The 20702-nt window shown below is 68.1% G+C and carries 24 protein-coding genes; 10 read left to right on the top strand and 14 right to left on the bottom strand.

All coding sequences use genetic code 11. The features are described from left to right. Positions 1-50 precede the first annotated feature (50 nt). The 7 genes from rplO to IEY60_RS19980 all read right to left on the bottom strand — a co-directional run bounded on the left by rplO (position 51) and on the right by IEY60_RS19980 (position 3608). Positions 51-494, bottom strand: a complete 444-nt coding sequence (gene rplO, locus IEY60_RS20010) for a 50S ribosomal protein L15 (protein ID WP_019045071.1) — start codon at positions 492-494, stop codon at positions 51-53. Between the two features lies 1 nt (position 495). Beyond that, positions 496-675, bottom strand: a complete 180-nt coding sequence (rpmD, locus tag IEY60_RS20005; protein ID WP_188829836.1) for a 50S ribosomal protein L30 — start codon at positions 673-675, stop codon at positions 496-498. Between the two features lies 1 nt (position 676). Beyond that, the gene (gene rpsE, locus IEY60_RS20000) at positions 677-1324 is read right to left on the bottom strand and encodes a 30S ribosomal protein S5 (protein ID WP_189030471.1); all 648 of its coding nucleotides are present in this window, start codon (positions 1322-1324) and stop codon (positions 677-679) included. Positions 1325-1355: 31 nt separating this feature from the next. Further along, positions 1356-1763: a 50S ribosomal protein L18 gene (gene rplR / locus IEY60_RS19995; RefSeq protein WP_189030469.1), complete on the bottom strand. Its 408-nt coding sequence runs from the start codon at positions 1761-1763 to the stop codon at positions 1356-1358. Between the two features lie 2 nt (positions 1764-1765). Then, positions 1766-2305 carry a 50S ribosomal protein L6 gene (gene rplF, locus IEY60_RS19990; RefSeq protein WP_019045067.1) on the bottom strand — a complete coding sequence of 180 codons (540 nt, stop codon included), beginning with the start codon at positions 2303-2305 and terminating at the stop codon, positions 1766-1768. Positions 2306-2320: 15 nt separating this feature from the next. Further along, entirely contained in the window at positions 2321-2719 is a 399-nt protein-coding gene (gene rpsH, locus IEY60_RS19985; RefSeq protein WP_014981717.1) for a 30S ribosomal protein S8, read from the bottom strand. 220 nt (positions 2720-2939) lie between these two features. Beyond that, positions 2940-3608 carry a YoaK family protein gene (locus tag IEY60_RS19980; protein WP_189031300.1) on the bottom strand — a complete coding sequence of 223 codons (669 nt, stop codon included), beginning with the start codon at positions 3606-3608 and terminating at the stop codon, positions 2940-2942. A 397-nt stretch (positions 3609-4005) separates the two neighbouring features. On the opposite strand from IEY60_RS19980, the gene IEY60_RS19975 reads away from it, so the two are divergent. Further along, positions 4006-5571: an alpha/beta hydrolase gene (locus tag IEY60_RS19975; RefSeq protein WP_229739976.1), complete on the top strand. Its 1566-nt coding sequence runs from the start codon at positions 4006-4008 to the stop codon at positions 5569-5571. Between the two features lie 18 nt (positions 5572-5589). On the opposite strand, the gene IEY60_RS19970 is transcribed toward IEY60_RS19975, so the two are convergent. Together IEY60_RS19970 and IEY60_RS19965 are read right to left on the bottom strand one after the other, a co-directional pair. Next, positions 5590-5802: a hypothetical protein gene (locus tag IEY60_RS19970; protein WP_189030467.1), complete on the bottom strand. Its 213-nt coding sequence runs from the start codon at positions 5800-5802 to the stop codon at positions 5590-5592. A gap of 109 nt (positions 5803-5911) precedes the next feature. Continuing rightward, positions 5912-6220 (bottom strand): hypothetical protein, encoded by a 309-nt coding sequence (locus IEY60_RS19965; RefSeq protein ID WP_189030465.1) that lies wholly within the window; start codon positions 6218-6220, stop codon positions 5912-5914. 207 nt (positions 6221-6427) lie between these two features. Between IEY60_RS19965 and IEY60_RS19960 the strand changes: the two genes are divergently transcribed. Both IEY60_RS19960 and IEY60_RS19955 read left to right on the top strand, forming a co-directional pair. After that, complete coding sequence (locus IEY60_RS19960; RefSeq protein ID WP_189030463.1) at positions 6428-8260, top strand: sensor histidine kinase; 1833 nt, start codon at positions 6428-6430, stop codon at positions 8258-8260. 53 nt (positions 8261-8313) lie between these two features. Continuing rightward, positions 8314-9885 carry a protein kinase domain-containing protein gene (locus tag IEY60_RS19955; protein ID WP_189030461.1) on the top strand — a complete coding sequence of 524 codons (1572 nt, stop codon included), beginning with the start codon at positions 8314-8316 and terminating at the stop codon, positions 9883-9885. A gap of 1 nt (position 9886) precedes the next feature. On the opposite strand, the gene IEY60_RS19950 is transcribed toward IEY60_RS19955, so the two are convergent. The 5 genes from IEY60_RS19950 to rplN all read right to left on the bottom strand — a co-directional run bounded on the left by IEY60_RS19950 (position 9887) and on the right by rplN (position 11736). Further along, complete coding sequence (locus IEY60_RS19950) at positions 9887-10165, bottom strand: hypothetical protein (RefSeq protein WP_189030459.1); 279 nt, start codon at positions 10163-10165, stop codon at positions 9887-9889. 127 nt (positions 10166-10292) lie between these two features. After that, positions 10293-10478: a type Z 30S ribosomal protein S14 gene (locus IEY60_RS19945; RefSeq protein ID WP_014981705.1), complete on the bottom strand. Its 186-nt coding sequence runs from the start codon at positions 10476-10478 to the stop codon at positions 10293-10295. Positions 10479-10482: 4 nt separating this feature from the next. Then, entirely contained in the window at positions 10483-11046 is a 564-nt protein-coding gene (rplE, locus tag IEY60_RS19940; protein ID WP_189030457.1) for a 50S ribosomal protein L5, read from the bottom strand. Between the two features lies 1 nt (position 11047). Further along, on the bottom strand, positions 11048-11365 hold the full coding sequence (rplX, locus tag IEY60_RS19935) for a 50S ribosomal protein L24 (RefSeq protein ID WP_019045061.1): 318 nt from the start codon (positions 11363-11365) through the stop codon (positions 11048-11050). Positions 11366-11367: 2 nt separating this feature from the next. Continuing rightward, on the bottom strand, positions 11368-11736 hold the full coding sequence (rplN, locus tag IEY60_RS19930) for a 50S ribosomal protein L14 (RefSeq protein WP_043647623.1): 369 nt from the start codon (positions 11734-11736) through the stop codon (positions 11368-11370). A gap of 269 nt (positions 11737-12005) precedes the next feature. On the opposite strand from rplN, the gene IEY60_RS19925 reads away from it, so the two are divergent. The 7 genes from IEY60_RS19925 to IEY60_RS19895 all read left to right on the top strand — a co-directional run bounded on the left by IEY60_RS19925 (position 12006) and on the right by IEY60_RS19895 (position 20685). Next, complete coding sequence (locus tag IEY60_RS19925; RefSeq protein ID WP_189030455.1) at positions 12006-12452, top strand: hypothetical protein; 447 nt, start codon at positions 12006-12008, stop codon at positions 12450-12452. A gap of 108 nt (positions 12453-12560) precedes the next feature. Further along, on the top strand, positions 12561-14600 hold the full coding sequence (locus IEY60_RS19920; RefSeq protein WP_444543802.1) for a M13 family metallopeptidase: 2040 nt from the start codon (positions 12561-12563) through the stop codon (positions 14598-14600). Between the two features lie 76 nt (positions 14601-14676). Next, a complete protein-coding gene (locus IEY60_RS19915) occupies positions 14677-15654 on the top strand; it encodes an ABC transporter substrate-binding protein (RefSeq protein ID WP_189030453.1) in 978 nt (325 codons plus the stop codon). A 41-nt stretch (positions 15655-15695) separates the two neighbouring features. Beyond that, the gene (locus IEY60_RS19910; RefSeq protein ID WP_189030451.1) at positions 15696-17045 is read left to right on the top strand and encodes a SagB family peptide dehydrogenase; all 1350 of its coding nucleotides are present in this window, start codon (positions 15696-15698) and stop codon (positions 17043-17045) included. Positions 17046-17239: 194 nt separating this feature from the next. Next, positions 17240-17740: a YbaB/EbfC family nucleoid-associated protein gene (locus tag IEY60_RS19905; protein WP_189030441.1), complete on the top strand. Its 501-nt coding sequence runs from the start codon at positions 17240-17242 to the stop codon at positions 17738-17740. Then, positions 17737-18057 (top strand): hypothetical protein, encoded by a 321-nt coding sequence (locus IEY60_RS19900; RefSeq protein WP_189030439.1) that lies wholly within the window; start codon positions 17737-17739, stop codon positions 18055-18057. The genes IEY60_RS19905 and IEY60_RS19900 overlap by 4 nt, the downstream gene beginning before the upstream one ends. Further along, entirely contained in the window at positions 18058-20685 is a 2628-nt protein-coding gene (locus tag IEY60_RS19895) for a WXG100-like domain-containing protein (RefSeq protein ID WP_189030436.1), read from the top strand. Positions 20686-20702: the final 17 nt, after the last annotated feature.

Genomic DNA, 20702 nt, shown 5'->3' with positions numbered 1-20702 from the left:
ACCGGACGAGCTCTCGACTCGTCCGGTGTCCACTGCTAACTACAGTACCGTCAGGCCAGTTCGGTGACGGTGCCACCGGCGGCGGCGATCTTCTCCTTGGCGGAGCCGGTCACCTTGTCGGCGGTCACCTGGACCGCGACACCGATTTCACCATCGCCGAGGACCTTGACCAGCTCGTTCTTGCGAACGGCGCCGGCAGCGACGAGCTCGGCCTTACCGACCGTGCCGCCCTCGGGGAACAGCTCCGCAATGCGGCCCACGTTCACAACCTGGTACTCCACGCGGAAGCGGTTGGTGAAGCCCTTGAGCTTCGGCAGGCGCATGTGCAGCGGCATCTGGCCACCCTCGAACGCCGGGGAGACGTTCTTGCGGGCCTTGGTGCCCTTGGTACCACGACCGGCGGTCTTACCCTTGGAACCCTCACCGCGACCCACACGGGTCTTCTCGGTCTTGGAACCCGGCGCAGGACGCAGGTGGTGCAACTTGATGGTCATGTCAGACCTCCTCAACTGTTACGAGGTGGCGCACGACGTTGATCAGACCGCGGTTCTGAGCGTTGTCCTCACGGACAACCGTCTGGCGGATCTTGCGGAGGCCGAGCGTACGCAGGGACTCCTTCTGATTCGCCTTGGCGCCGATGGTGCTCTTGATCTGGGTCACCTTGAGATCAGCCATGTCAGGCTCCCTGTCCTGCACGCGCACGCAGCATGCCCGCCGGAGCGACATCCTCGATCGGCAGACCGCGACGCGCGGCAACCTCTTCGGGACGCTGGAGCATCTTGAGCGCGGCAACCGTCGCGTGAACGACGTTGATCGCATTGTCGCTACCGAGCGACTTGGCCAGAATGTCGTGAATGCCAGCGCATTCGAGCACGGCACGCGCCGCGCCACCGGCGATCACACCGGTACCGGGCGAAGCCGGACGCAGCATGACGACACCGGCCGCCGCCTCACCCTGAACCGGGTGGGTGATGGTCGAGCCGATCATCGGGACGCGGAAGAAGCCCTTGCGAGCCTCCTCGACACCCTTCTGGATGGCCGCGGGAACTTCCTTGGCCTTGCCGTAGCCGACGCCGACCAGACCGTTGCCGTCACCGACGATCACGAGGGCGGTGAAGCTGAAGCGACGACCACCCTTCACGACCTTGGAGACGCGGTTGATCGCGACTACGCGCTCGAGCTGGTTCTTCTCGGCAGCCTGGTCCCGACGGTCACCGCCGCGACGGTCGCCGCCACCGCGACGATCGCCACGGCCGCCCTCGGGGGCATTGCTGTTCTGTCCGGCGGGTCCGCTGCCGCCGTCACGCCGCTGACGTCCCGGCATCAGACGTTCCTTCCATTCGAAATAACAGTCATCAGAACTTCAACCCGCCTTCACGAGCGGCATCGGCCAGCGCCGCGATACGGCCGTGGTAGTCGTGACCACCACGGTCGAACACGACCGCCTCGATACCGGCAGCCTTGGCACGCTCGGCGATCAGCTGACCGACCTTGGCGCCCTTGGCGGACTTGTCGCCCTCCAGCGCACGCACATCGGCCTCGATCGAGGACGCGGCGGCGATGGTCTTGCCGACCGAATCGTCGACGAGCTGGGCGTGCAGGTGCCGCGAGGAGCGGTTGACCACCAGGCGCGGACGCTCGGTGGTGCCGACGACCTTCTTGCGCAGACGGAAGTGACGGCGGGTCTTCGACAGACGACGCTTCGTGGAAACGTCCTTGCCCAGCGGAATCCGCTTGGCCTTCTGGTTTTCGGTTTGCGCCATGATCACTTACCCGTCTTTCCGACCTTGCGGCGAACGACCTCGCCGGCGTAGCGGATGCCCTTGCCCTTGTACGGGTCGGGCTTACGCAGTCCGTGGATGACAGCGGAGATCTGGCCGACCTTCTGCTTGTCGATACCGGACACGGAGAACTTGGTGGGCGATTCCACCGCGAAGGTGATGCCCTCCGGGGCCTCGATCGGCACCGGGTGGCTGTAACCCAGGGCGAACTCGAGGTTCGAACCCTTGGCGGCCACACGGTAGCCGACACCGAAGATTTCCATCTTCTTCTCGTAGCCCTTGGTGACACCCTCGATCATGTTGGCGATCAGGGTGCGGGAAAGGCCGTGCAGCGAGCGGTTGGCGCGCTCGTCGTTGGGACGGGCGACCTCGAGCTCGTTACCTTCACCCTTGGTGACGGTGATCGGCTCGGCCACGGTGTGCGACAGGGTGCCCTTGGGCCCCTTCACCGTGACGACCTGGCCGTCGATGGTGACGTCGACGCCGGCCGGAATCTCGATGGGCTTCTTACCAATACGCGACATTAGTCCTGACCTCCCTTACCAGACGTAGGCGAGGACTTCGCCGCCCACGCCCTGCTTGGCCGCCTGACGGTCGGTGAGCAGACCGGTCGACGTGGAAATGATCGCCACGCCGAGGCCGCCGAGGACCTTGGGCAGGTTGGTGGACTTCGCGTACACACGCAGACCCGGCTTCGAGACGCGACGCAGGCCCTGGAGGCTGCGCTCACGGCTGGGGCCGTACTTCAGATCGACGACGAGGGACTTGCCCACGGTCGCGTCTTCGGTGCGGTAATCGGCGATGTAGCCCTCACGCTTCAAGATCTCGGCGATGTTCGCCTTGAGCTTGGAGTGGGGCGCCTTCACCTGATCGTGGTACGCCGAGTTGGCGTTGCGCAGACGTGTCAAGAAGTCTGCGATCGGATCAGTCATGGTCATGGTTAGACCTCGACACCTTTCTCGCTGCGGTTCCCATGCAGCATCTCCCCGCTTTCACGAGGCGACCGTGGGCCTACAACAATTCGGCTGGTCCGGACGGCACTTACCGACCGGATGAGTTCTCGTTACGAGCTCTCGGCGCCTGGACCGTCCGCCTACGCGAGGCGCCAGCGGACACAGTGGTGCCCAGGCAACCGCTCTAGTGTAGGCAATGCCGTGGTCAGGACAAAATCTGGGGCTCGTCCGCGGCCTTGGCAGTGAGCAGGATCGCCACGGCCGAGACGACGGTTGCCACGATCAGCATCATCTCGCCGCCGACCAGCATGCTCAGCACGCCGCCGAAGAAGGCGCCCGCGGCGAAGGATCCGTACTGCAGCGCGTAGCCGAGCCAATCCCGGGAACTGCCGCCGCTGACGTGGCTTTCGATGCCCTGACTCAGCTTCACCACCGTCCCGGTCGCGTAGCTCAGCGGAACGCTGGTCTCGCCGTTCTTGACGAAGGCGGTGTTGAGCGCGCCGACCGCGAACGCGACGAAGGCGATGGGGATGAACCCCACCTCCTGCCCGCCCGTGCGGTCGAGGACCCAGTCGACGACGGCCGCCACGGCCAGGGCCGCCGTGGTCACCACGGCCGCGCCGTAGCGGCTGTCGCGCCACACCCGCCGGCGCAGCAGCGAGGCGACGAACACGCCGAGACCGAACGAGAAGAGCAAGGTGATGGCGCCGGTCGCCAGGACCACGTCATTGTCGAACCAGCCGAGTACGGCGCGCTCGGTATTTCCGGTCATGAATGTCACGAAATATCCGGCGGAATGCGTGTAAGCGGCAGCGCCGATAAATCCGGCCAATACCGAAAGAAAGGCGACCATCGGCATCGCGCCGGTCGGCATCCCCCGGTAAGCGGGGCGGTGGGCCAGGTCACGCCCGGTTTTCTCTGTGGTTATCGTCACAATCCCACTTCCTCCGGTTGTCCCGGAATTAGGGATCATCGTCGACACCCGGTTGCGCCACATTTCCGCGCAACAATCCCGACAGTAGCGACGAAGTGGCGTGCCGACCACCTCGGCGCGGAAATTATCGGAAGAAGCACAGGGTCCGCCGAAATACTTAACCATGCGTTAACCGAACAATTCGAAATAAATTCAGGGCCGGAGGGTAAGGAGCAGGGTCGCGGCGGCGGGCGAGCTGGGCCGATGGGGCGAATTCCGTTCGGCGCCAACTAGTTTCCTGAAGTAAGCATGTGATAGCTTCGCGAGGTTCGTCCGATCTGCGCAGGAGGCTCGGCAGTTGTATTCGCGCTCTTGGCGCCGTGGAACTCGCCGCAGCTGGACCCGCGTTCTCGCTGTTCTGCTCGGCCTCGGCGCTCTCACCGTCCCGGCCCCCGCCGGCGCGGCCGATCCGTACGTCGATCAGCTCGCCGAAGCCGCGAGCACCCCGGCAATGCAGTGGTCGGACTGCGAAGACGGCTTCTCCTGCACGTGGGCGCAGGTGCCGCTGGACTACCACCGCCCGCAGGGCGAACAGATCGAGCTGGCGGTGATCAAGCTGCCCGCGACCGACCCCGGTCGCCGGATCGGCACCCTGTTCGTGAACTTCGGCGGGCCTGGACCGTCGGGCGTCGACCGGCTGCGCGAGCGGGCGCGGTGGCCGTGGTTGTTCTCCGAGGAACTACGGGCCCGGTTCGATCTGGTGTCGTGGGATCCGCGTTCGGTCTCGCGTAGCGCGCCGACCAGCTGTTTTGCCTCGGCCGATGAGCAGGAGGCCTACTTCGCGACCTTCCCCGGCACCCCGGCAGGTCCCGGCGACGAACCGGAGTTCTTCGCCCGGTCCGCCGATATCGCCGCCCGCTGCGGGGAGTCCGCGGGCCCGATCCTGGCGCACGCTTCGACCGCGAATACCGCCCGTGACCTGGAATTGCTGCGACGCGCGGTGGGCGATGCCGCGCTGACCTATCACGGCATCTCCTACGGCACCCAGGTCGGCGCGGTCTACGCCAACATGTTCCCCGGCCGGGTACGGGCGATGGCGCTGGACGGGTCGCTGGACTTCGAGGGCAATGTGAGCGGGCACGGCGCCGACCTGCCGCTCGATACCAGGCAGGGCGTGGCCGATGCCATCGCCGAGACCTTCGACGCCTTCCTGCGCGACTGCTCGGCCGCGGGCCCGGACTGCGCGTTCTCGGCGGGCGACCCGAAACTCAAGTGGATCGCGCTCGCCGAACGCGCGCGACCGGCCCCCATCGTGGTCGACGGCACGCCGTGGACCTACGGGCAGATCGTGGCCGCCGCGGGCAGCCTCGCGCGCCCGGACACCTACGCCGACCTGGCGATGCTGCTCCAGCAGCTCTTCGACGCCGGAACCTCGCTGCTCCCGGCCCTGACGCACGACGCGATCTTCGCGAAAGAGCACCCCGGCAACCGGATCGAGGCGTTCTATTCGATCCAGTGCACCGACAGCGCCGTCCCGACCGACCCCGCCGTCTACAGCCGGGTCGGCGCCGTCGAAGACCTGCGCGTCCCCTATTTCGGTCGCACCGCCGTCTTCAACGCCACCCCCTGCGCCTTCTGGCCCGCCCTCGACGCCGACCGCTACACCGGCCCGTGGAATCGCGAGACGGCCGCCCCGATCCTGGTCCTGAACAGCAGGTACGACCCGGCGACGCCCCTGCGCGGCGCCGTCGCCGGTGCCGCCCAGCTGGCCAACGCCCGCGTGGTCGTCGTGGAAGGCGCGGGCCACAGCAGCATGTACGTGCCCAGCACCTGCGCCGAGCACGTCAAGCGTGACTACCTGTTCACCGGCCAGCTCCCCCCGGCCGACCTCCGCTGCGGGATCGACCGGTCCCCCTTCCGCTGACCTGCGGGGACATACCGGTCAGCGGGTCACGCACACCATGCTGAGCAGCGGGCCGTAGGGATTCTCCGCGCTGCCCGCGAGGACGAGCAGTCCACCGACCGGGCTGCAGAGGACATCCAGGCTCGACGAGCCACTGCCAGCGACCGGCGTTTCGGCGTGGGCGGTGGTCGCGGTGACGGCGGGGGCGACAAGGAACAGGGCGAGGGCGGAGGTTACGGCGAGCTTCTTCATCGCTCTACCGTGCCCGTCCGCCCTCGCGGTGCGCACGCCCCGACTTGCCGGGGCATCGAATCCGAGGGCACGACTCCACTCGAGTCCGTGCCCTCGGATATCGGGCCCGTCAGCCCGCGTTGCCGAGTACCACCGGATGCGCGGGATCGGTGCAGACGGCGATCACCGGGCTGGCCATCAGGAAGCCCCCTGTCGCGGTACCGGCCGCGGTCGCGGGGCCCGCCGCGAACCCGAGGCCGAACACGGAGCAGCTATACGGCAGTGCGGGCGCGCCAGGGTCCTTGATGACGACGCCGGTTGTCAATGGATCCAAGTTGGGATCGATCTGCGGGGCAGCGACAGCGATGCCTGATCCGAGGGCGAGCAGGGACGCCAGCGCTCCTAGTGCGATGGCCATCCGGCCGGTGTGGTTTCTCATCGGAATCTCCTTGGTGCGACCGCCGACAGCGGCGGTGGTGGTGTCGGCCACCGGTCGGCGGCACACCCCAAAATTACGGCCTGAACAGCGGCTATCTCTTCCGTGAAGGCACCGAATCCACTCAGTGCCAACACGGATTCCCTGGGCTGTTGTGCGCCGGATTCCGGCGGAGGATCCTGGATGAATCGGGTAGTCGGAGGCTCTTCGATGACACCTCGCACGGTCGCGCTCATCGGCGGCGTCACGGCCTGTGCCGCCGCGCTGAGCGTCGCCGTCGTGCTGTCGGTGGACTGGTCGGAGGCTGCTCTCTACGACCCCGCCAGGATCCTGCTGTTCGGTCCGCGCGAAGCCTTCGCCGCGGCGCAGACTTCGCCCAAGTTCAGCCGGGTGGAGCTCGCGCTGTTCCTGCTGACCGGGGCATCGTTCGTGGCGTCGGGACTGTTCACCTGGACGAAACGGCCGCGCGACCTGGCCGGACCACTCTTCGTCGTGGCGGGCATCGTGTGGCTGGCCTGCTGTGTCCGCCGGTCGAGCGACCCGATGCTGTTCACCGCGGGCGCGGTGCTGACGAATATCTATCTGCCGGTGATGCTTCCGATTCTGCTCGGCTTCCCGACAGGCCGGCTGCACCAGTCGTGGGAACGCTGGTATGTCCGGGCCTGCTGGGTGCTGGCCGTGTTCGGGGTGTCGGCCGAGTGGCTGTTCTTCGATCCGCGGGAGGTGCCAGCGCCGCACCGGTCGACCTCGGTCAACCTGCTGCTGATCCGCCACGATGCGGTGCTCGCCGACCGGATCCAGCTGACCGTCGGCGCGGCCGCCGTCCTCCTCGCCATCACGATCATCGCCGTGGTGATCAAGCGCTGGCGATCCGGCACGGCGGCCTATCGAGCGGGATTCACCCCGATCATGGTGCTCGCGACGGTCGCGGGGGTGAGTACCTTGTGGATCCTGGCGACCGCCGCCCGATTCCCCGGATCGGTGCACGCCTGGACTCTGAATCTGCGCTACATCCCGCTCGTACTGCTACCTACGGCCATCGTCTTCGGACAGGTGCGGTATCGCATGGCGCGGGCCGCGGTCGGTGACGCCATGGTCGAGATCGGCGCGGCCCCGATCAGTTCCGGCTTCGTCGAGGCACTGCGCCGCGCACTGCACGACCCCACCCTGGCGCTGTGGACCTACAACGCCGAACGCGGCGGCTACGTCGACGACGAGGGGAACATCCGGGGACTGCCGCATGGCGGCGGTCATCGGGTGGCGACGATCCTCGAACGCGACGGCGCAGCGACGGCCGCACTCGTCTACGACAAGCAGCTGCAGAACGAACCCGAACTGCTGGCCGCCGTACGTGGCGCGACCGAGCTAGCCCTCGATCACGAACGCCTGCGCAACGATCTGCAAGCCCAGCTCGCCGAGGTGCGCCGCTCCCGTGAGCGCATCGTGGCGGCGGGCGACGCCGAGCGCCGCCGCGTCGAACGCGATCTGCACGACGGCGCCCAGCAACGTCTCGTCGCCGCGGCGCTGCTGTTGCGCCGGGCCCAACGCGCCGCCGACACCGAAACCCAGGGTGACCTGGTGACGCGCGGCGCCGCCGAGCTCGACACCGCGCTCACCGAGCTGCGCGAACTGGCCAGGGGCGTATTTCCGCCGATCCTCGCCGAGCGCGGTCTCACGGCCGCGCTGACCTCGCTCGCCGAACGCTCCCCCCTCCCCGTGCGCATCCACGGCACGCTGGTGCCGCGGCCACCGGCCGGGGTGGAACTGGCCGCGTACTTCATCGCCGCCGAGGCAGTCACCAACGCGGCCAAGCATTCCGGCGCCACGCATGTCGACATCGAGGTGCGCCTGGTCGACGACACGGTGCGGATGACGATCGCCGACGACGGGCGCGGCGGCGCGCAGATCCGTCCCGGCGGCGGACTCAGCGGATTGTCCGATCGCGCCGCGGCACTCGGTGGCCGGCTGAACGTCGACAGCACGCCCGGCGCGGGCACGGTCCTCACCGTCACCCTCCCGGTCCATTCGGGCGACGCGCCATGAGCCGCCCGGGTGTTCAATGGAGATGCGCGGAACACGCGGCGAGGCGGTGACGCATGGGCGGATGTGACCTCGAACCCGGCACGGTGTTCGCGGGCTACACGATCGAGCGGACGCTCGGCGCGGGCGGCATGGGATCGGTCTACGCCGCTCGCCATCCGACCCTGCCACGCACCGTCGCGCTCAAGGTGCTGCATCCTTCGCTCACCGCCGACGACTATGTCCGCACCCGATTCGAGTTCGAAGCCGATCACGCCGCCCGGCTGGACCACCCCGCCATCGTGGCCGTGTACGACCGCGGCCGCGAGGGCGATCGGCTCTGGATCGCGATGCAGCTGGTGCCGGGGACCGATGCCGCCCGGCTGCTACACGACGGGCCGGTGGCGCCGGACCGGGCCGTGCACATCATCGAAGCGGTCGCGGCGGGACTCGACTACGCGCACCGGGCCGGGGTGTTCCATCGCGACGTCAACCCGGCGAACATCCTGCTGGCCACGCCGACCGAGCCGGGCGAGCCGGAACGGGTGCTGCTCACAGACTTCGGCATCGCCAAAGCGCTCGACGACACCGTGCACCTCACCACCGCCGGGATGATGGTCGCCACCCTCCGCTACGCGGCCCCCGAACAGCTCGAAGGACGGACCATCGACCATCGGGCCGACGAATACTCGTTGGGCTGCACCCTGTTCCACCTGCTCACCGGCAGTCCGCCCTATCCGGGACCGAGTCAGGCGGCCATCATGAACGGCCACCTCAACGGCCCGATTCCACAGCCGAGCGCGCTGCTGCCCACCCTGCCGAAAGCCTTCGACGCGGTCATCGCCCGGGCGATGGCCAAGCGCCCGGAGGATCGCTATCCGGACTGCGGCACCTTCGCGGCCGCGGCGCGTGCGGTGCTCACCGCGGCGGCCGAGGACACCGCCGAACACCCGACGATCCGCTACCAGCCCGCCGATGCGGGCACCGCACCACGGTTGCGCGTGGTGCTCGCCGACGACTCGGCGCTACTGCGCCAGGGCATCGCCCGCCTGCTCGAGGACGAGGGAATGGAGGTGGCCGGGCAGGCGAGCGACGCGGTGGCGCTGTTGCGCCTGGTCCGCGCGCACCGGCCTGATGTCGCGGTCGTCGACATCCGGATGCCGCCGACCTGCACCACCGAAGGCATCGACGCAGCGGTCGCCATCCGTCGCGACTATCCCGGCACCGCTGTTCTGCTGCTCTCCCAGTACATCGAGACCGAGAACGTCCTCGACCTGCTCTCCGGCGGCGCACGCAGCCTCGGCTACCTGCTCAAAGACCGGGTGTCCGATATCGACGAGTTCGTCACGGCCCTGCAGCGAGTCGCCGCGGGCGGCTCGGCGATCGATCCAGACCTGGTCGCGCGCCTGGTCTCCCGGCCACACCACGGCGCCCTGCCGCTCGACGAACTCTCCCCGCGCGAACGAGAAGTGCTGCGGCTCATGGCCGAAGGACGCTCCAACCGCGCGATCGGCGCGGCACTGTTCCTCGGCGAACGCACGATCGAAACCCACGTCCGCAGCATCTTCGCCAAGCTCGGCCTACAACCCGAACCCGACGACCACCGCCGCGTCCTGGCAGTCCTCACTCACCTGCGAGTAGACAACTGACTCAGCTGAACAGGCAGAGCAGGTCATACAGCGGCGGCTTCTCGACACTGCCCGTGGCAAACAGCAACTGCGCCACCGGCGAACAGATCAACGCCGTCTCCGACGACCCCGTCCCACCCTGCGACGACCCCGTACCGCCCTGCGACGACCCGGATTCGGCAACAGGAGCGGGCGCGACAGGAGCGGCGGAGGCGACGGCGGGCACCGAAACCAACGCACACGACAGAACAGCAACAGCAACAATCTTCTTCATGCGCCAAGAGAACACGACGAAGCCCATCGACAAGAGTGAAATCCAAATATTTCACCCATGTTCCGGAAACGCGCGAAGGCACGGACTCCCTGGTGGAAGTCCGTGCCTTCGTTCGTTATTCGCCTAGGCGGCTGCGCTCACGAGGAGCGCGGGCTCACCAGGAGCTCTTGTGCACGCCCGGGAGCTCGCCACGGTGGGCCATCTCGCGCAGGCACACGCGGCACAGGCCGAACTTGCGGTACACCGCGTGGGGGCGGCCGCAACGCTGGCAGCGGGTGTAGGCGCGGACCGCGAACTTCGGCTTGGCGTTGGCCTTGTTGACCAGTGCTTTCTTGGCCATGTGCTCAGTTCTCCTTGAACGGGAAGCCGAGGTGCTTGAGCAGCGCACGGCCTTCTTCGTTGTTGGTCGCAGTGGTCACCACGGTGATGTCCATACCGCGCGGGCGGTCGATGGAATCCACGTCGATCTCGTGGAACATCGACTGCTCGCTCAGGCCGAACGTGTAGTTGCCGTTGCCGTCGAACTGCTTCGGCGACAGACCGCGGAAGTCGCGGATACGCGGCAGCGCGATGGAGACCAGGCGGTCAAGGAACTCCCACATGCGGTCGCCACGGAGGGTGACCTTGGCGCCGATCGGCATGCCCTCACGGAGCTTGAACTGCGCGATCGACTTGGTGGCCTTGCGGATCTCCGGCTTCTGGCCGGTGATCAGCTCGAGGTCCTTGACGGCACCGTTGATCAGCTTCGCGTCGCGGGCGGCGTCACCGACACCCATGTTGACGACGACCTTGACGACGCCCGGGATCTGCATCACGTTGGCGTAGTCGAACTCGCTGGCCAGCGCGTCCTTGATCTCGGCGCGGTAGCGCGCCTTCAGCCGGGGCTGAGTCTGCTCAGAGGTGGTCATGTCAGATGTCCTTCCCGTTCTTACGGGAGATCCGAACCCGCTTGCCGGTCTCTTCGTCGGTGCGGTAGCCGACGCGAGTCGGGTTACCGTCGGAGTCGACGACCATCACGTTGGAAACCTGGATGGGGGCTTCCTGGGTCACGATGCCACCCGAGGAGGCGCCACGCTGGTTCGCGGAATCCGCGACGTGCTTCTTGATGCGGTTCACGCCTTCGACGAGAACCTTGCCGGTCGCCGGGTAGGCCTGGATGACCTTGCCCTTGGCGCCCTTGTCCTTGCCCGAGATGACGAGGACGGTGTCACCCTTGTGCACCTTCATGGTCAGAGCACCTCCGGGGCCAGCGAAACGATCTTCATGAAGCGCTTGTCGCGCAGCTCACGGCCGACCGGGCCGAAGATGCGGGTGCCGCGAGGATCGTTGTCCGGCTTGATCAGCACGGCAGCGTTCTCGTCGAACTTGATGTAGGAACCGTCCGGACGGCGGCGCTCCTTGACGGTGCGCACGACGACAGCCTTGACGACGTCGCCCTTCTTGACGTTCGCGCCGGGGATGGCGTCCTTCACGGTGGCGACGATGATGTCACCGATACCGGCATAGCGACGCGACGAGCCACCGAGCACGCGGATGCAAAGGATTTCCTTCGCCCCGGTGTTGTCGGCGACGCGCAGTCGCGACTCCTGCTGAATCACTTCAGCACCTCCTGGACCTGGATGTATACGTACGCCGGATTGCCGACCCGACGCACATGGTCAGTCACCCACCGGACGCGCGCCTGCCAGCGGAAATACCTACCACTGGGGGTTCACTGCCGGATTGCGGGCGCAGAGCTCCCGCAGGCAACCGGTCTAGTGTAGGCGAATCCCCAGGTCGACCCAAATCGGGGTCGTTCCCACAAATCTGAAGCAGATATGTTTCAAAGCCATGTGGGCGCGGTCACGCCGTTGCTACGGTCCCGCGCATGAAGCTCTCCCTGCCGACCACCCGCCGCCTCGCGACCACCGCGAGCGCCTTCGCCGCCGTGCTGACGATCGCCGCGCCGCACGCCACCGCGGGCCCGATCATCGACATGCTCACCGACACACTCACCGTCGGCTGCACCTCCAAGATCGACGTCGTCGGCCTCGACGACTATGTCGGCGCCCAGGTGGACTTCGTCGCCAACGGCAAGTTCTTCGCCAGCGACACCGTCGACCTGGAGGTCACCGTCGGCGGCGCCACCGTGGCCAAGGCTACCGCCTACTACCACGTCGAAACCGAGGTCGAGGTGCAGCTCTCGCTGCTCCTGCACGCCACCGGCGCCCCGCTGATCACCAAGCGGGTGCCGACGGTCATGAAGATCGTGAACGCGGGCAGCGGACTGGCCTGCGACCTGGCGACCGGTAGCTCCGGAATCTCCTCCGACTGACCAGCCGCGATCCGCCGGTACCCCACCGAGTGGCCGTCGCGCCGGTAGCCTGTGCGAGCTGGTTCGCAACGAACAGGGTGCGGCTGCCGCATCGGGGAAGGAAAACCTGTGACATCGTCCGGTCGTCGTCCGTCGGTCGTGGATCGCCGCGCATTCCTGATCGCCATGGGCCTGGTGCCCGTGGCGGCCGCGCTGGCCTCGTGCACGTCCGACAACCCCGAAGTGCAGCTCACCGGTGTGGACATGGGTGGCGGCGATCCGGCGATCCGTCCGCAGGACGACCTGTACCGCCACGTCAACGGCGCCTGGCTGCGCGACTACCAGCTGCCGCCGGACAAGGCCTCGGTCGGCGCGATCACCGACGCCAACGACCGCACGCTCGAGCAGCTGCGCGCGATCATCGAGGGCATCAAGGATCCGAAGCAGGGTTCCGAGGCTCAGCAGATCAAGGATCTCTACGACGCCAGGATGGACCTCGACGAGATCGAACGCCTCGGCATCACTCCGCTGGCCGGCCTGTTCACCGCGATCGACAACGCCACGGGCAAGCCCGAACTGGCGAAGGTCATGGCCGAGGCGCCGATCGCCGGGCTGATCGGGATGGGCATCGGCATCGACCGCAAGAACTCCAAGGCCTATATCCCCAGCGTCAGCCAGGCCGGGCTCACCCTCGGCGAGCAGTACTACCGCAAGCCCGAGTTCGCGGCGCAGCTCGCCGGCTACCAGACCTACCTCGAGCAGTTGTCCAAGGGAATCGACCTGCCCGACCCCGCCGGGGTGGCGCAGCGGACCCTCGACCTGGAGAAGCGGATCGCCGCCGCGCACTGGGACAGCGTGCGCCTGCGCAACACCGACGCCACCTACAACCTGATGAGCTGGCAGGAACTGACCGCGCTGGGCCCGCAGTTCGACTGGGATCCGTGGCTGGCCGGTATGACCGACCGGCCCAAGTCGCTGTTCGACAAGATGGTGGTCGGTCAGCCGTCGTTCATCACCGCGGCCGCGCAGCTGTGGAGCGAGGTCGACATCGCCCAGTGGCGCGACTACCTCAAGCTGCACATCGCCAACACCTACGCGCGCTTCCTGCCCAAGGCGATCGCCGACGCGCGCTTCGACTTCGTCGGCCGGGTGCTCAGCGGCCTGGAGGAGAAGCCGGAGATGTGGCGCTCCGCGGTGGGCGTCGTCGACGACAATCTCGGCGAACCGCTGGGAAAGCTGTACGTGGACAAGCACTTCCCGCCCGCGGCGAAGGAACGCGCGCTCGAGATGGTCGACGACCTGCGCGCCGCCTACCGCGAGAACTTCGCCAATTCGACCTGGATGTCGCAGCCGACCCGCGAGGCCTCGATCGCCAAGCTGGACAAGATCGTCGCCCAGATCGGCTACCCCGACAAGTGGGTCGACTACTCCTCGGTGCAGGTCACCCGCGGCCGCCTGATCGAATCCCTGCTCGCCATCAACACCTTCGAGTCCAAGCGCGCGTTCGCCCGCCTCGGCACCGAGGTGGACAAGACCGAGTGGGGCATGTCGCCGCAGACGGTGAACGCCTACTACAGCGCGACCACCAACCAGATCGTCTTCCCCGCCGCCTACCTGCAGCCGCCGTTCTTCGACAAGGACGCCCAGGACGCGGTCAACTACGGCGCGGTCGGCTCGACCATCGGCCACGAGATCGGGCACGGCTTCGACGACCAGGGCTCCAAGTACGACGGTGACGGCAACCGCCGCGACTGGTGGACCCCCGAGGACCGCGCCGCCTTCGACGCCAAGACCCAGCAGATCATCGCGCAGTACGACGTGCTGGTCCCCGAGGGCGCGCCCGAGGGTCAGCATGTGAACGGCGCGCTCACCGTCGGCGAGAACCTGGCCGACCTGCGCGGCCTGCAGATCGCGCTGGCGGCGTATCAGAAGGTCGCGCAGCGCACCGGCGCGCAGCCCGACTTCCGCAGCATGTTCTTCTCCTGGGCGCGGCAGTGGCGCGACAAGCAGACCGAGGAGGCGACCCTGCAGGGACTGCAGGACACGCACTCCCCCAACGAGTTCCGCTGCAACCAGGTCGTCCGCAATATCGCCGAGTTCTACACGACCTTCGGGGTCGTCGAGAGCGACAAGCTGTTCATGCCGCAGGATCAGCGGGTCACTCTGTAGGGATGATTCCCCCTCCGAAACCGATGTAGGTTAGCCTAGGCTGACTTACGCTCGACTGGTGCAGGAGGATGCAACGATGACGTCTGTTCGGACTTCGCGCGGCTGGCGGCGCGTGGCGGTGGCCGCGCTCGCCGGTGCGCTCGCCTTCGGCGTCGCCGCCTGCGGTTCCACCGACGATGCCGCGAGCTCGGGCGAGCCGGTGTCGATCACCCACGCGCGCGGCGAGACCACCGTGACCGGGACGCCGACGAAGGTCGTCACCCTGGGCAACCAGTGGCTCGACACCTCGCTGGCGCTGGGCGTCGTCCCCGTCGGCTACATCGACAACGTGTCCGCGGTGTCCAAGAGCACCCCGCCGTGGGAGCCCGAGAGCCTGAAGTCGGCCAAGGCGCTCAACACCACCGGCAATATCGCCGAGCAGGTCGCCGCGCTGGAACCGGATCTGATCCTGGCCGACCCGTTCATCGCCGACCAGAAGACCTACGACGAACTGTCCAAGATCGCGCCGACGCTGCCCGCGCTGACCAAGGACGCCGTCACCCCGTGGCAGGACCAGGTCACCGCGCTGGGCAAGGTGCTGCACAAGGAATCCGACGCGACCGCGGTGATCAAGAAGGTCGACGACAAGATCGCGGCGATCACCACCGCCAACCCCGGTCTGAAGGGCAAGACCTTCGCCAGCACCTGGCTGGCCAGCCCCGCGCAGCTGATGGTGCTGACCGACCCCAACGACGGTTCGGCCAAGGTCTTCACCCAGCTCGGCATGGGCATTCCGGCCAACCTCGCCGCCCAGCCCGCCAACCAGGGCCGCCTTGCGCTGTCGCCGGAGCGCGTCGACGAGCTGTCCGCGGACCTGCTGCTGGCCGGCTACTCCCCCGGCCTGGACGAGAAGTACCGCCAGCTGCCCGGCTACAGCGAACTGCCGTCGGTGCGCAAGGGTTCGGTCGTGTTCCTGACCACCCAGGAGATCAGCGCCATCAACCAGCCCACCGCCCTGTCGGTGCCCTACATGCTGGACAAGCTCGGGCCCGCCTTCGCCGCAGCGGCGAAATAGCCCCCGCATCACCGACGTTCGACCCCGGCAAGGAACTCGCTGTGCTCGCCTCCACGTACCCCGCCCAGACCCGATTCGCCCTGCGCGCGGGCGTCACCTGCCTCACCACCCCCGCGGGGGCGGTGCTGCTGAACCCGCCGCGCAATGTGAAGCTGACGGGCCTCGGCGCCGGTGCGCTGCAAGCGCTCAAGACGCTCAACCAGGGCCCGGCGACGGCGGCCGAGATGTCGACCGCCGCCGCCGGTGACGACATCACCGCGCTGATGCGCAAGCTCACCGACGGCGGCTGGCTGGCGGTGACGGTGCGTGACGGCGGCCGCGATCTCTACAGCATCCGCCCCTTCGCCGAGCCCGCCCCGCGTCCCGGGGCGGCACTGCCGACCTGGTCGGCGACGCTGTCGAAGTTCGCTGTGCTGCACCGCGATGCCCAGGGTTTCGTGCTCGAGCATCCGCGGGCGTGGTGCGATCTGCGCATCCACGACCCGCGCCTGCTCGCCCTGCTCGACGGCCCGATGGCCGCCGATTCGCCGGTGCCTGCCGCGGTCAAATCGCAGTTCATGGCGGATCTGCAGTGGTGTGGGTTCCTGGTCGACGGTGACGAGGAGGAGCACGAGTTCGCCACCCGCTCCTGGAACGCCCCCGACCTGTGGTTCCACCGCCGCAGCACCCTCGGCGCCCGCACGGTGACCTGGGACGACTTCGGCCCGACCCGCTGGGCCGACGGCCGCTTCCCCGAATTGCCTGCCCGCCGTACGCCGTTCGCGGCCGACCCGATCGCCCTGGCCCGCCCCGACCTCGCCGCTCTCCGCGACGCCGACCCCACCCTCACCGCCGCCCTCGAGGACCGCGTGTCGACCCGCGCGTTCGACGACGCGGCGCCGATCACCGCCGCCCAGCTGGGCGAACTGCTGTTCCGCAGCGCCCGCACCCGCGAGGACGGCTCCCGCCCCTACCCCTCCGGCGGCGGCGCCTACGAACTCGAGGTCTACCCGGTCATCAGCAATGTCGCAGGCCTGGACAACGGCATGTACCACTACGACTCCACCGACCACGCCCTGCGCCTGGTCGCCGCAGCCGACGCCCCCGCCGTCCAGAAGCTGCTCAAATCCACCTCAGCCACCCTGGCCGGCGGCGCGGAACCCCAAGTCCTGCTGCTGGTCTCGGCCCGCGCGGGCCGCGTCATGTGGAGCTACGAACAGGTCGCCTACGCCAACATCCTCAAGCACGTCGGCGTCTTCATGCAGACCGTCTACCTGACCGCCACCGCCATGCACCTCGGCGTAGTCGCCCAAGGCTTCAGCGACACCACCGCCTTCGCCACCGCCACCGGCATCGACGAACTAGAGGAATGCAACGTCGGCAGCATCATCGTGGGCTCCCCCGCCCGCTGAGCCGACGGCTCGAAATCTAGGGCGCGAAGATCTACGCCCACGATGCGGAGGAGTTGCCGGGCGGTGGCTGTGACGGGAGCCGTTTCAGCGTAGGAGGTTTCGCGCCGGCGATGATCTGCATCACACCGTGCAACCGGCGCCGGGGTCGGCTCGTCCATTAATTTGGACGTGCTTCCTATCGGATCGGGGGACTCATGAACGACTGGTCGGCGCCGACGCGGGGTGCCAACGACGCGTTGCGGGCGCAGATCGATTCGTTGCTGGACTCGTTCACTGCCGAGAAGTCGGCATTGCTGGACGCGCAGGCGCGGGCGACCGAGCCGGTGAGCGTGTGGTCGGCGGACAATCTGGTGCGGGTTTCGGGCACGGTCGCCGGGGTCTCGGAGGTGCATATCGCGCCGGAGGCATTCAAGCGCGCCACCCCGGAGTCGCTGGGCCGATCGGTCACCGAGGCCATCGCGAGGATGGCGGCCGAGGCCGCGACGGTGCAGGAACAGGCACTGGCACCGCTGACCTCGGGAATGCCCGACCTCCCCGACCTGATTCCGGGCGCTCCCAGCATGAAAGATCTGATCGCCCAACTCACCCCGCCCCCTCCCCCTGAGCCGGAACCGGTCGCCGAACCGCGCAGGCTCGTCGAGGACACCGACGACGAAGAGGGCGAGTACTTCCGCAACCGCGGATACCTGCGATGAGCTCACTCAACGTCGACCCCGCGGCGCTGCGCGGGACCAAACCGTCGTTCGACTCCGTCGCGGCCACGATCACCACCGGCGCCCAGGCGCTGGCCGCGGTGATCGCGGCGGAAGGCGAATGCTGGGGCAACGACGAGATCGGCGAGGCCTTCGCCAAGAACTACACGCCCGGGGTGGAACCGGGTCAGAAGGCCGTCACCGGCTTGGCCACGGTCATGACCCAGACCGGCGCGAACATGGTCACCATCGCCGACGCCCTGCAGAACCAGGACACCGCGGGCGCAGGGGGAATCAACACGGCGGCGAGCGCTCTGTAAATGGGCATCGAGATCCCCGACGAGCTGCAGTGGGTCGCGAAATACATTCTCGGCGCCGGTGATTGGCCCGAAGGCGACGAGACGGCGATGCGCCGGGTCGCCGACGCGTGGACCGCGATGGCGCAGACCCTCGACACCGTCGACGACAACGCCGCGGTCGCGCTCAACGCCGCGCTCACCGCTTTGTCGGAAGGCGAAACCCACACCACCATCGCGGCTTTCCGCGACAAACTGCTGTCCGGCGACGAGGCGACACTCACCGCGGTCCGCAAATGGTGCGAGAAGCAGGCCGAACTCCTCGACGACGGCGCCAACGACATCGAGCACACCAAGCTCGTGATCATCGGGACGATGATCGTCACGGCGGCCGAACTTCTCGCCGCGGGTTTGACCGCGTGGACCGGCATCGGCGCCGTCGCCGGTGTCGCCGCCCGAGTGGCCGCACAGGTGGCGGTGCGGGTCGCGATCAGACAGCTGATCGCCCGCATGCTGACCCGCGGCGCGGCGAAGGCGGCCGCCAGATTGGCCCTGCGCGGCGCCGCGTTCGAAGCACTCGAAGAGGGCGGCACCGACCTGAGCGCCCGCCTGATCCAGGTCTACAACGGTGACCGAGCCCTGAGCAAGTTCGGCCTGACCGACCTCGGCCTCGCTACTTTCGGCGGTGCCGTCGGCGGTGCGGTCGGCGGCGTCCTCGGGGGCGGCACCAACGTACTCGCCGATGGACTGTCTTCGACGGCAGGCAAACTCGCGGGCAAAGTGGTCGGCGGCTCCGTCACCGAACTTGGCGCGGACCTGTCCGCCCAGGTCGCCGCCGCAGGCGTCGGCGCGGCCTTCCTCGGCCAGGAATTCAACCTCGATATCGGCGTCGACACCTTCACCAGTGCGGGCGCCGGCGGTATCCAGAGCACGCTCGAATCCAGCGCCCACGGTGGAAATGCCACTGCTCCAACAGTTCCCGAACTGGGTACCGTCGCTCCCGGCGACACCACCCCCGCCTCGACCGACGCACCTTCCGGTGACCAGCCCCCGACCGGAACCGACAACGGCACCCCCGACACCCCCAGCGGCGAACCGACCACCCCCGCATCAACGGGCGACCCGAGTTCCCCCACCGACGATGCGACATCGCCGCAGAACACCGCGACCGCGGATCCCGCCACCGCGAGCCCGAATGGCAACGGCGCGAACGGAACTCCCGCGCCAGGCGACTCCGCGCCTACCAGCCCCAACAGCGACAGCGCCCCGGATACCGGGAACACCTCACCGACGCCGAACCCGGACACCAACGGGTCACCGGCTACCCCGAACACCGGCGACGCCACACCATCCAGCCCGGAAAACAGCGCGCCGACCCAAACCCCGGCGCCCTCAGACACCACCTCGGCAGGCCCAAGTACTCCCGTGACACCATCGCCTGTCGACGCCGCGCCGACCAACGGCACTCCGCCCACCGGCGACACCACCCCGACGAACGCCACTCCCCCAACCGGCGACACCACCCCCACAAACGCCACTCCCTCCACCGGCGACACCACGCCGCCGTCCACCCCGACGAACGGCGCGACACCTGATACGCCCACCCCGGGCGAGACCACGCCCAACACCCCACCGAACCCGCCCGCACAGAGCCCGGCGACCGACCCTGATCAGGCGAATACCCCTCCCGCGCAACAGGCTCCGACCTCGACCACACCGAACGGCGTCACCCAACCAGAGTCGGCCCCCACAACAACCCCGGCGACACCACAGACACCGCCCGCCACTCCCACCACACCGGCCACGCCACCCGTCACCACGACACCGGACACCCAACCGGCCACAGCAACCCCCGCCGCGACCACGCCCGGCATCAGCCCCACCACAACTCCGTCGAACCCCGCGACCACCCAATCCGCGCCCGCAGACACCACCCGACCGACTTCCCCCGACACGTCGACCGCTGCTGCCACCACCGCAACGCCGGTATCGCAAACCGGAACTCCCACGCCCGCAACCACTCCAACGACGACGCCACCCACCACCCCGACTTCCACGCCGACACCACCGATCACCCAGGGTCCGACCGCCACCTCCGCGCCGTCGTCACCCAGGCCGACCACGCTCGCGCCGACCTCCAGCACCCCGGCATCTCCCCAGTCCACCCCGCCGACGCCCACGTCCCAGCCGAACACCCCCGCAACCACACCGAACCCGCCCGGCACACCGACATCGACGCCGACCAACCAGCAGGATCTCGGCACCAACCCCACACCGCCGCAATCCTCGAACCCCACCCCTCCAGCTGCCGGACCCGCCACGACAACACCCAACTCCACGACGCCGCAACAACTCCGGCGGAGCAGACAACCACCCCCGCTACCACCCCAACGCGAGCGACCACGCCAACTCCGGTACCCACTCCCACAACGGATCAGAACCCGGACCCAGGCCACAGCCCCAACGCTCGCCCACTCCGCGACTCACTACGCAACCTGCCCTCACAAGACGGCCGAACCACCACCGTCGACACCAACCGCACCCCCTCCCAGACGCGCCCGCCCGCCTACCGAATCCGACGCTTCCACATCGGCGGCCAATGGGTCTCGGTCGCTACCATCCGCGCCTACATCCCCAACGCGCACCTCATGACCCCGGCCGAGTTGCAC

The organism is Nocardia rhizosphaerihabitans, assembly GCF_014646295.1.
Taxonomy (GTDB): domain Bacteria; phylum Actinomycetota; class Actinomycetes; order Mycobacteriales; family Mycobacteriaceae; genus Nocardia; species Nocardia rhizosphaerihabitans.
Note: the sequence above shows the minus strand (reverse complement) of the source record. Positions and strands in the feature narration are given on the sequence as shown.

Bases quoted from the DNA above. Each gene is read 5' to 3' on its own strand.
- rplO (WP_019045071.1), bottom strand. From the start codon at position 494: ATGACCATCAAGTTGCACCACCTGCGTCCTGCGCCGGGTTCCAAGACC.
- IEY60_RS19905 (WP_189030441.1), top strand. From the start codon at position 17,240: ATGAACGACTGGTCGGCGCCGACGCGGGGTGCCAACGACGCGTTGCGG.
- IEY60_RS19925 (WP_189030455.1), top strand. From the start codon at position 12,006: ATGAAGCTCTCCCTGCCGACCACCCGCCGCCTCGCGACCACCGCGAGC.
- IEY60_RS19950 (WP_189030459.1), bottom strand. From the start codon at position 10,165: ATGGGCTTCGTCGTGTTCTCTTGGCGCATGAAGAAGATTGTTGCTGTT.
- IEY60_RS19980 (WP_189031300.1), bottom strand. From the start codon at position 3,608: ATGCCGACCGGCGCGATGCCGATGGTCGCCTTTCTTTCGGTATTGGCC.
- rplF (WP_019045067.1), bottom strand. From the start codon at position 2,305: ATGTCGCGTATTGGTAAGAAGCCCATCGAGATTCCGGCCGGCGTCGAC.
- rpmD (WP_188829836.1), bottom strand. From the start codon at position 675: ATGGCTGATCTCAAGGTGACCCAGATCAAGAGCACCATCGGCGCCAAG.
- rplX (WP_019045061.1), bottom strand. From the start codon at position 11,365: ATGAAGGTGCACAAGGGTGACACCGTCCTCGTCATCTCGGGCAAGGAC.
- IEY60_RS19895 (WP_189030436.1), top strand. From the start codon at position 18,058: ATGGGCATCGAGATCCCCGACGAGCTGCAGTGGGTCGCGAAATACATT.
- IEY60_RS19900 (WP_189030439.1), top strand. From the start codon at position 17,737: ATGAGCTCACTCAACGTCGACCCCGCGGCGCTGCGCGGGACCAAACCG.
- rplR (WP_189030469.1), bottom strand. From the start codon at position 1,763: ATGGCGCAAACCGAAAACCAGAAGGCCAAGCGGATTCCGCTGGGCAAG.
- rplE (WP_189030457.1), bottom strand. From the start codon at position 11,046: ATGACCACCTCTGAGCAGACTCAGCCCCGGCTGAAGGCGCGCTACCGC.
- IEY60_RS19955 (WP_189030461.1), top strand. From the start codon at position 8,314: ATGGGCGGATGTGACCTCGAACCCGGCACGGTGTTCGCGGGCTACACG.
- IEY60_RS19965 (WP_189030465.1), bottom strand. From the start codon at position 6,220: ATGAGAAACCACACCGGCCGGATGGCCATCGCACTAGGAGCGCTGGCG.
- IEY60_RS19915 (WP_189030453.1), top strand. From the start codon at position 14,677: ATGACGTCTGTTCGGACTTCGCGCGGCTGGCGGCGCGTGGCGGTGGCC.
- IEY60_RS19945 (WP_014981705.1), bottom strand. From the start codon at position 10,478: ATGGCCAAGAAAGCACTGGTCAACAAGGCCAACGCCAAGCCGAAGTTC.
- rpsE (WP_189030471.1), bottom strand. From the start codon at position 1,324: ATGCCGGGACGTCAGCGGCGTGACGGCGGCAGCGGACCCGCCGGACAG.
- IEY60_RS19970 (WP_189030467.1), bottom strand. From the start codon at position 5,802: ATGAAGAAGCTCGCCGTAACCTCCGCCCTCGCCCTGTTCCTTGTCGCC.
- IEY60_RS19960 (WP_189030463.1), top strand. From the start codon at position 6,428: ATGACACCTCGCACGGTCGCGCTCATCGGCGGCGTCACGGCCTGTGCC.
- rpsH (WP_014981717.1), bottom strand. From the start codon at position 2,719: ATGACCATGACTGATCCGATCGCAGACTTCTTGACACGTCTGCGCAAC.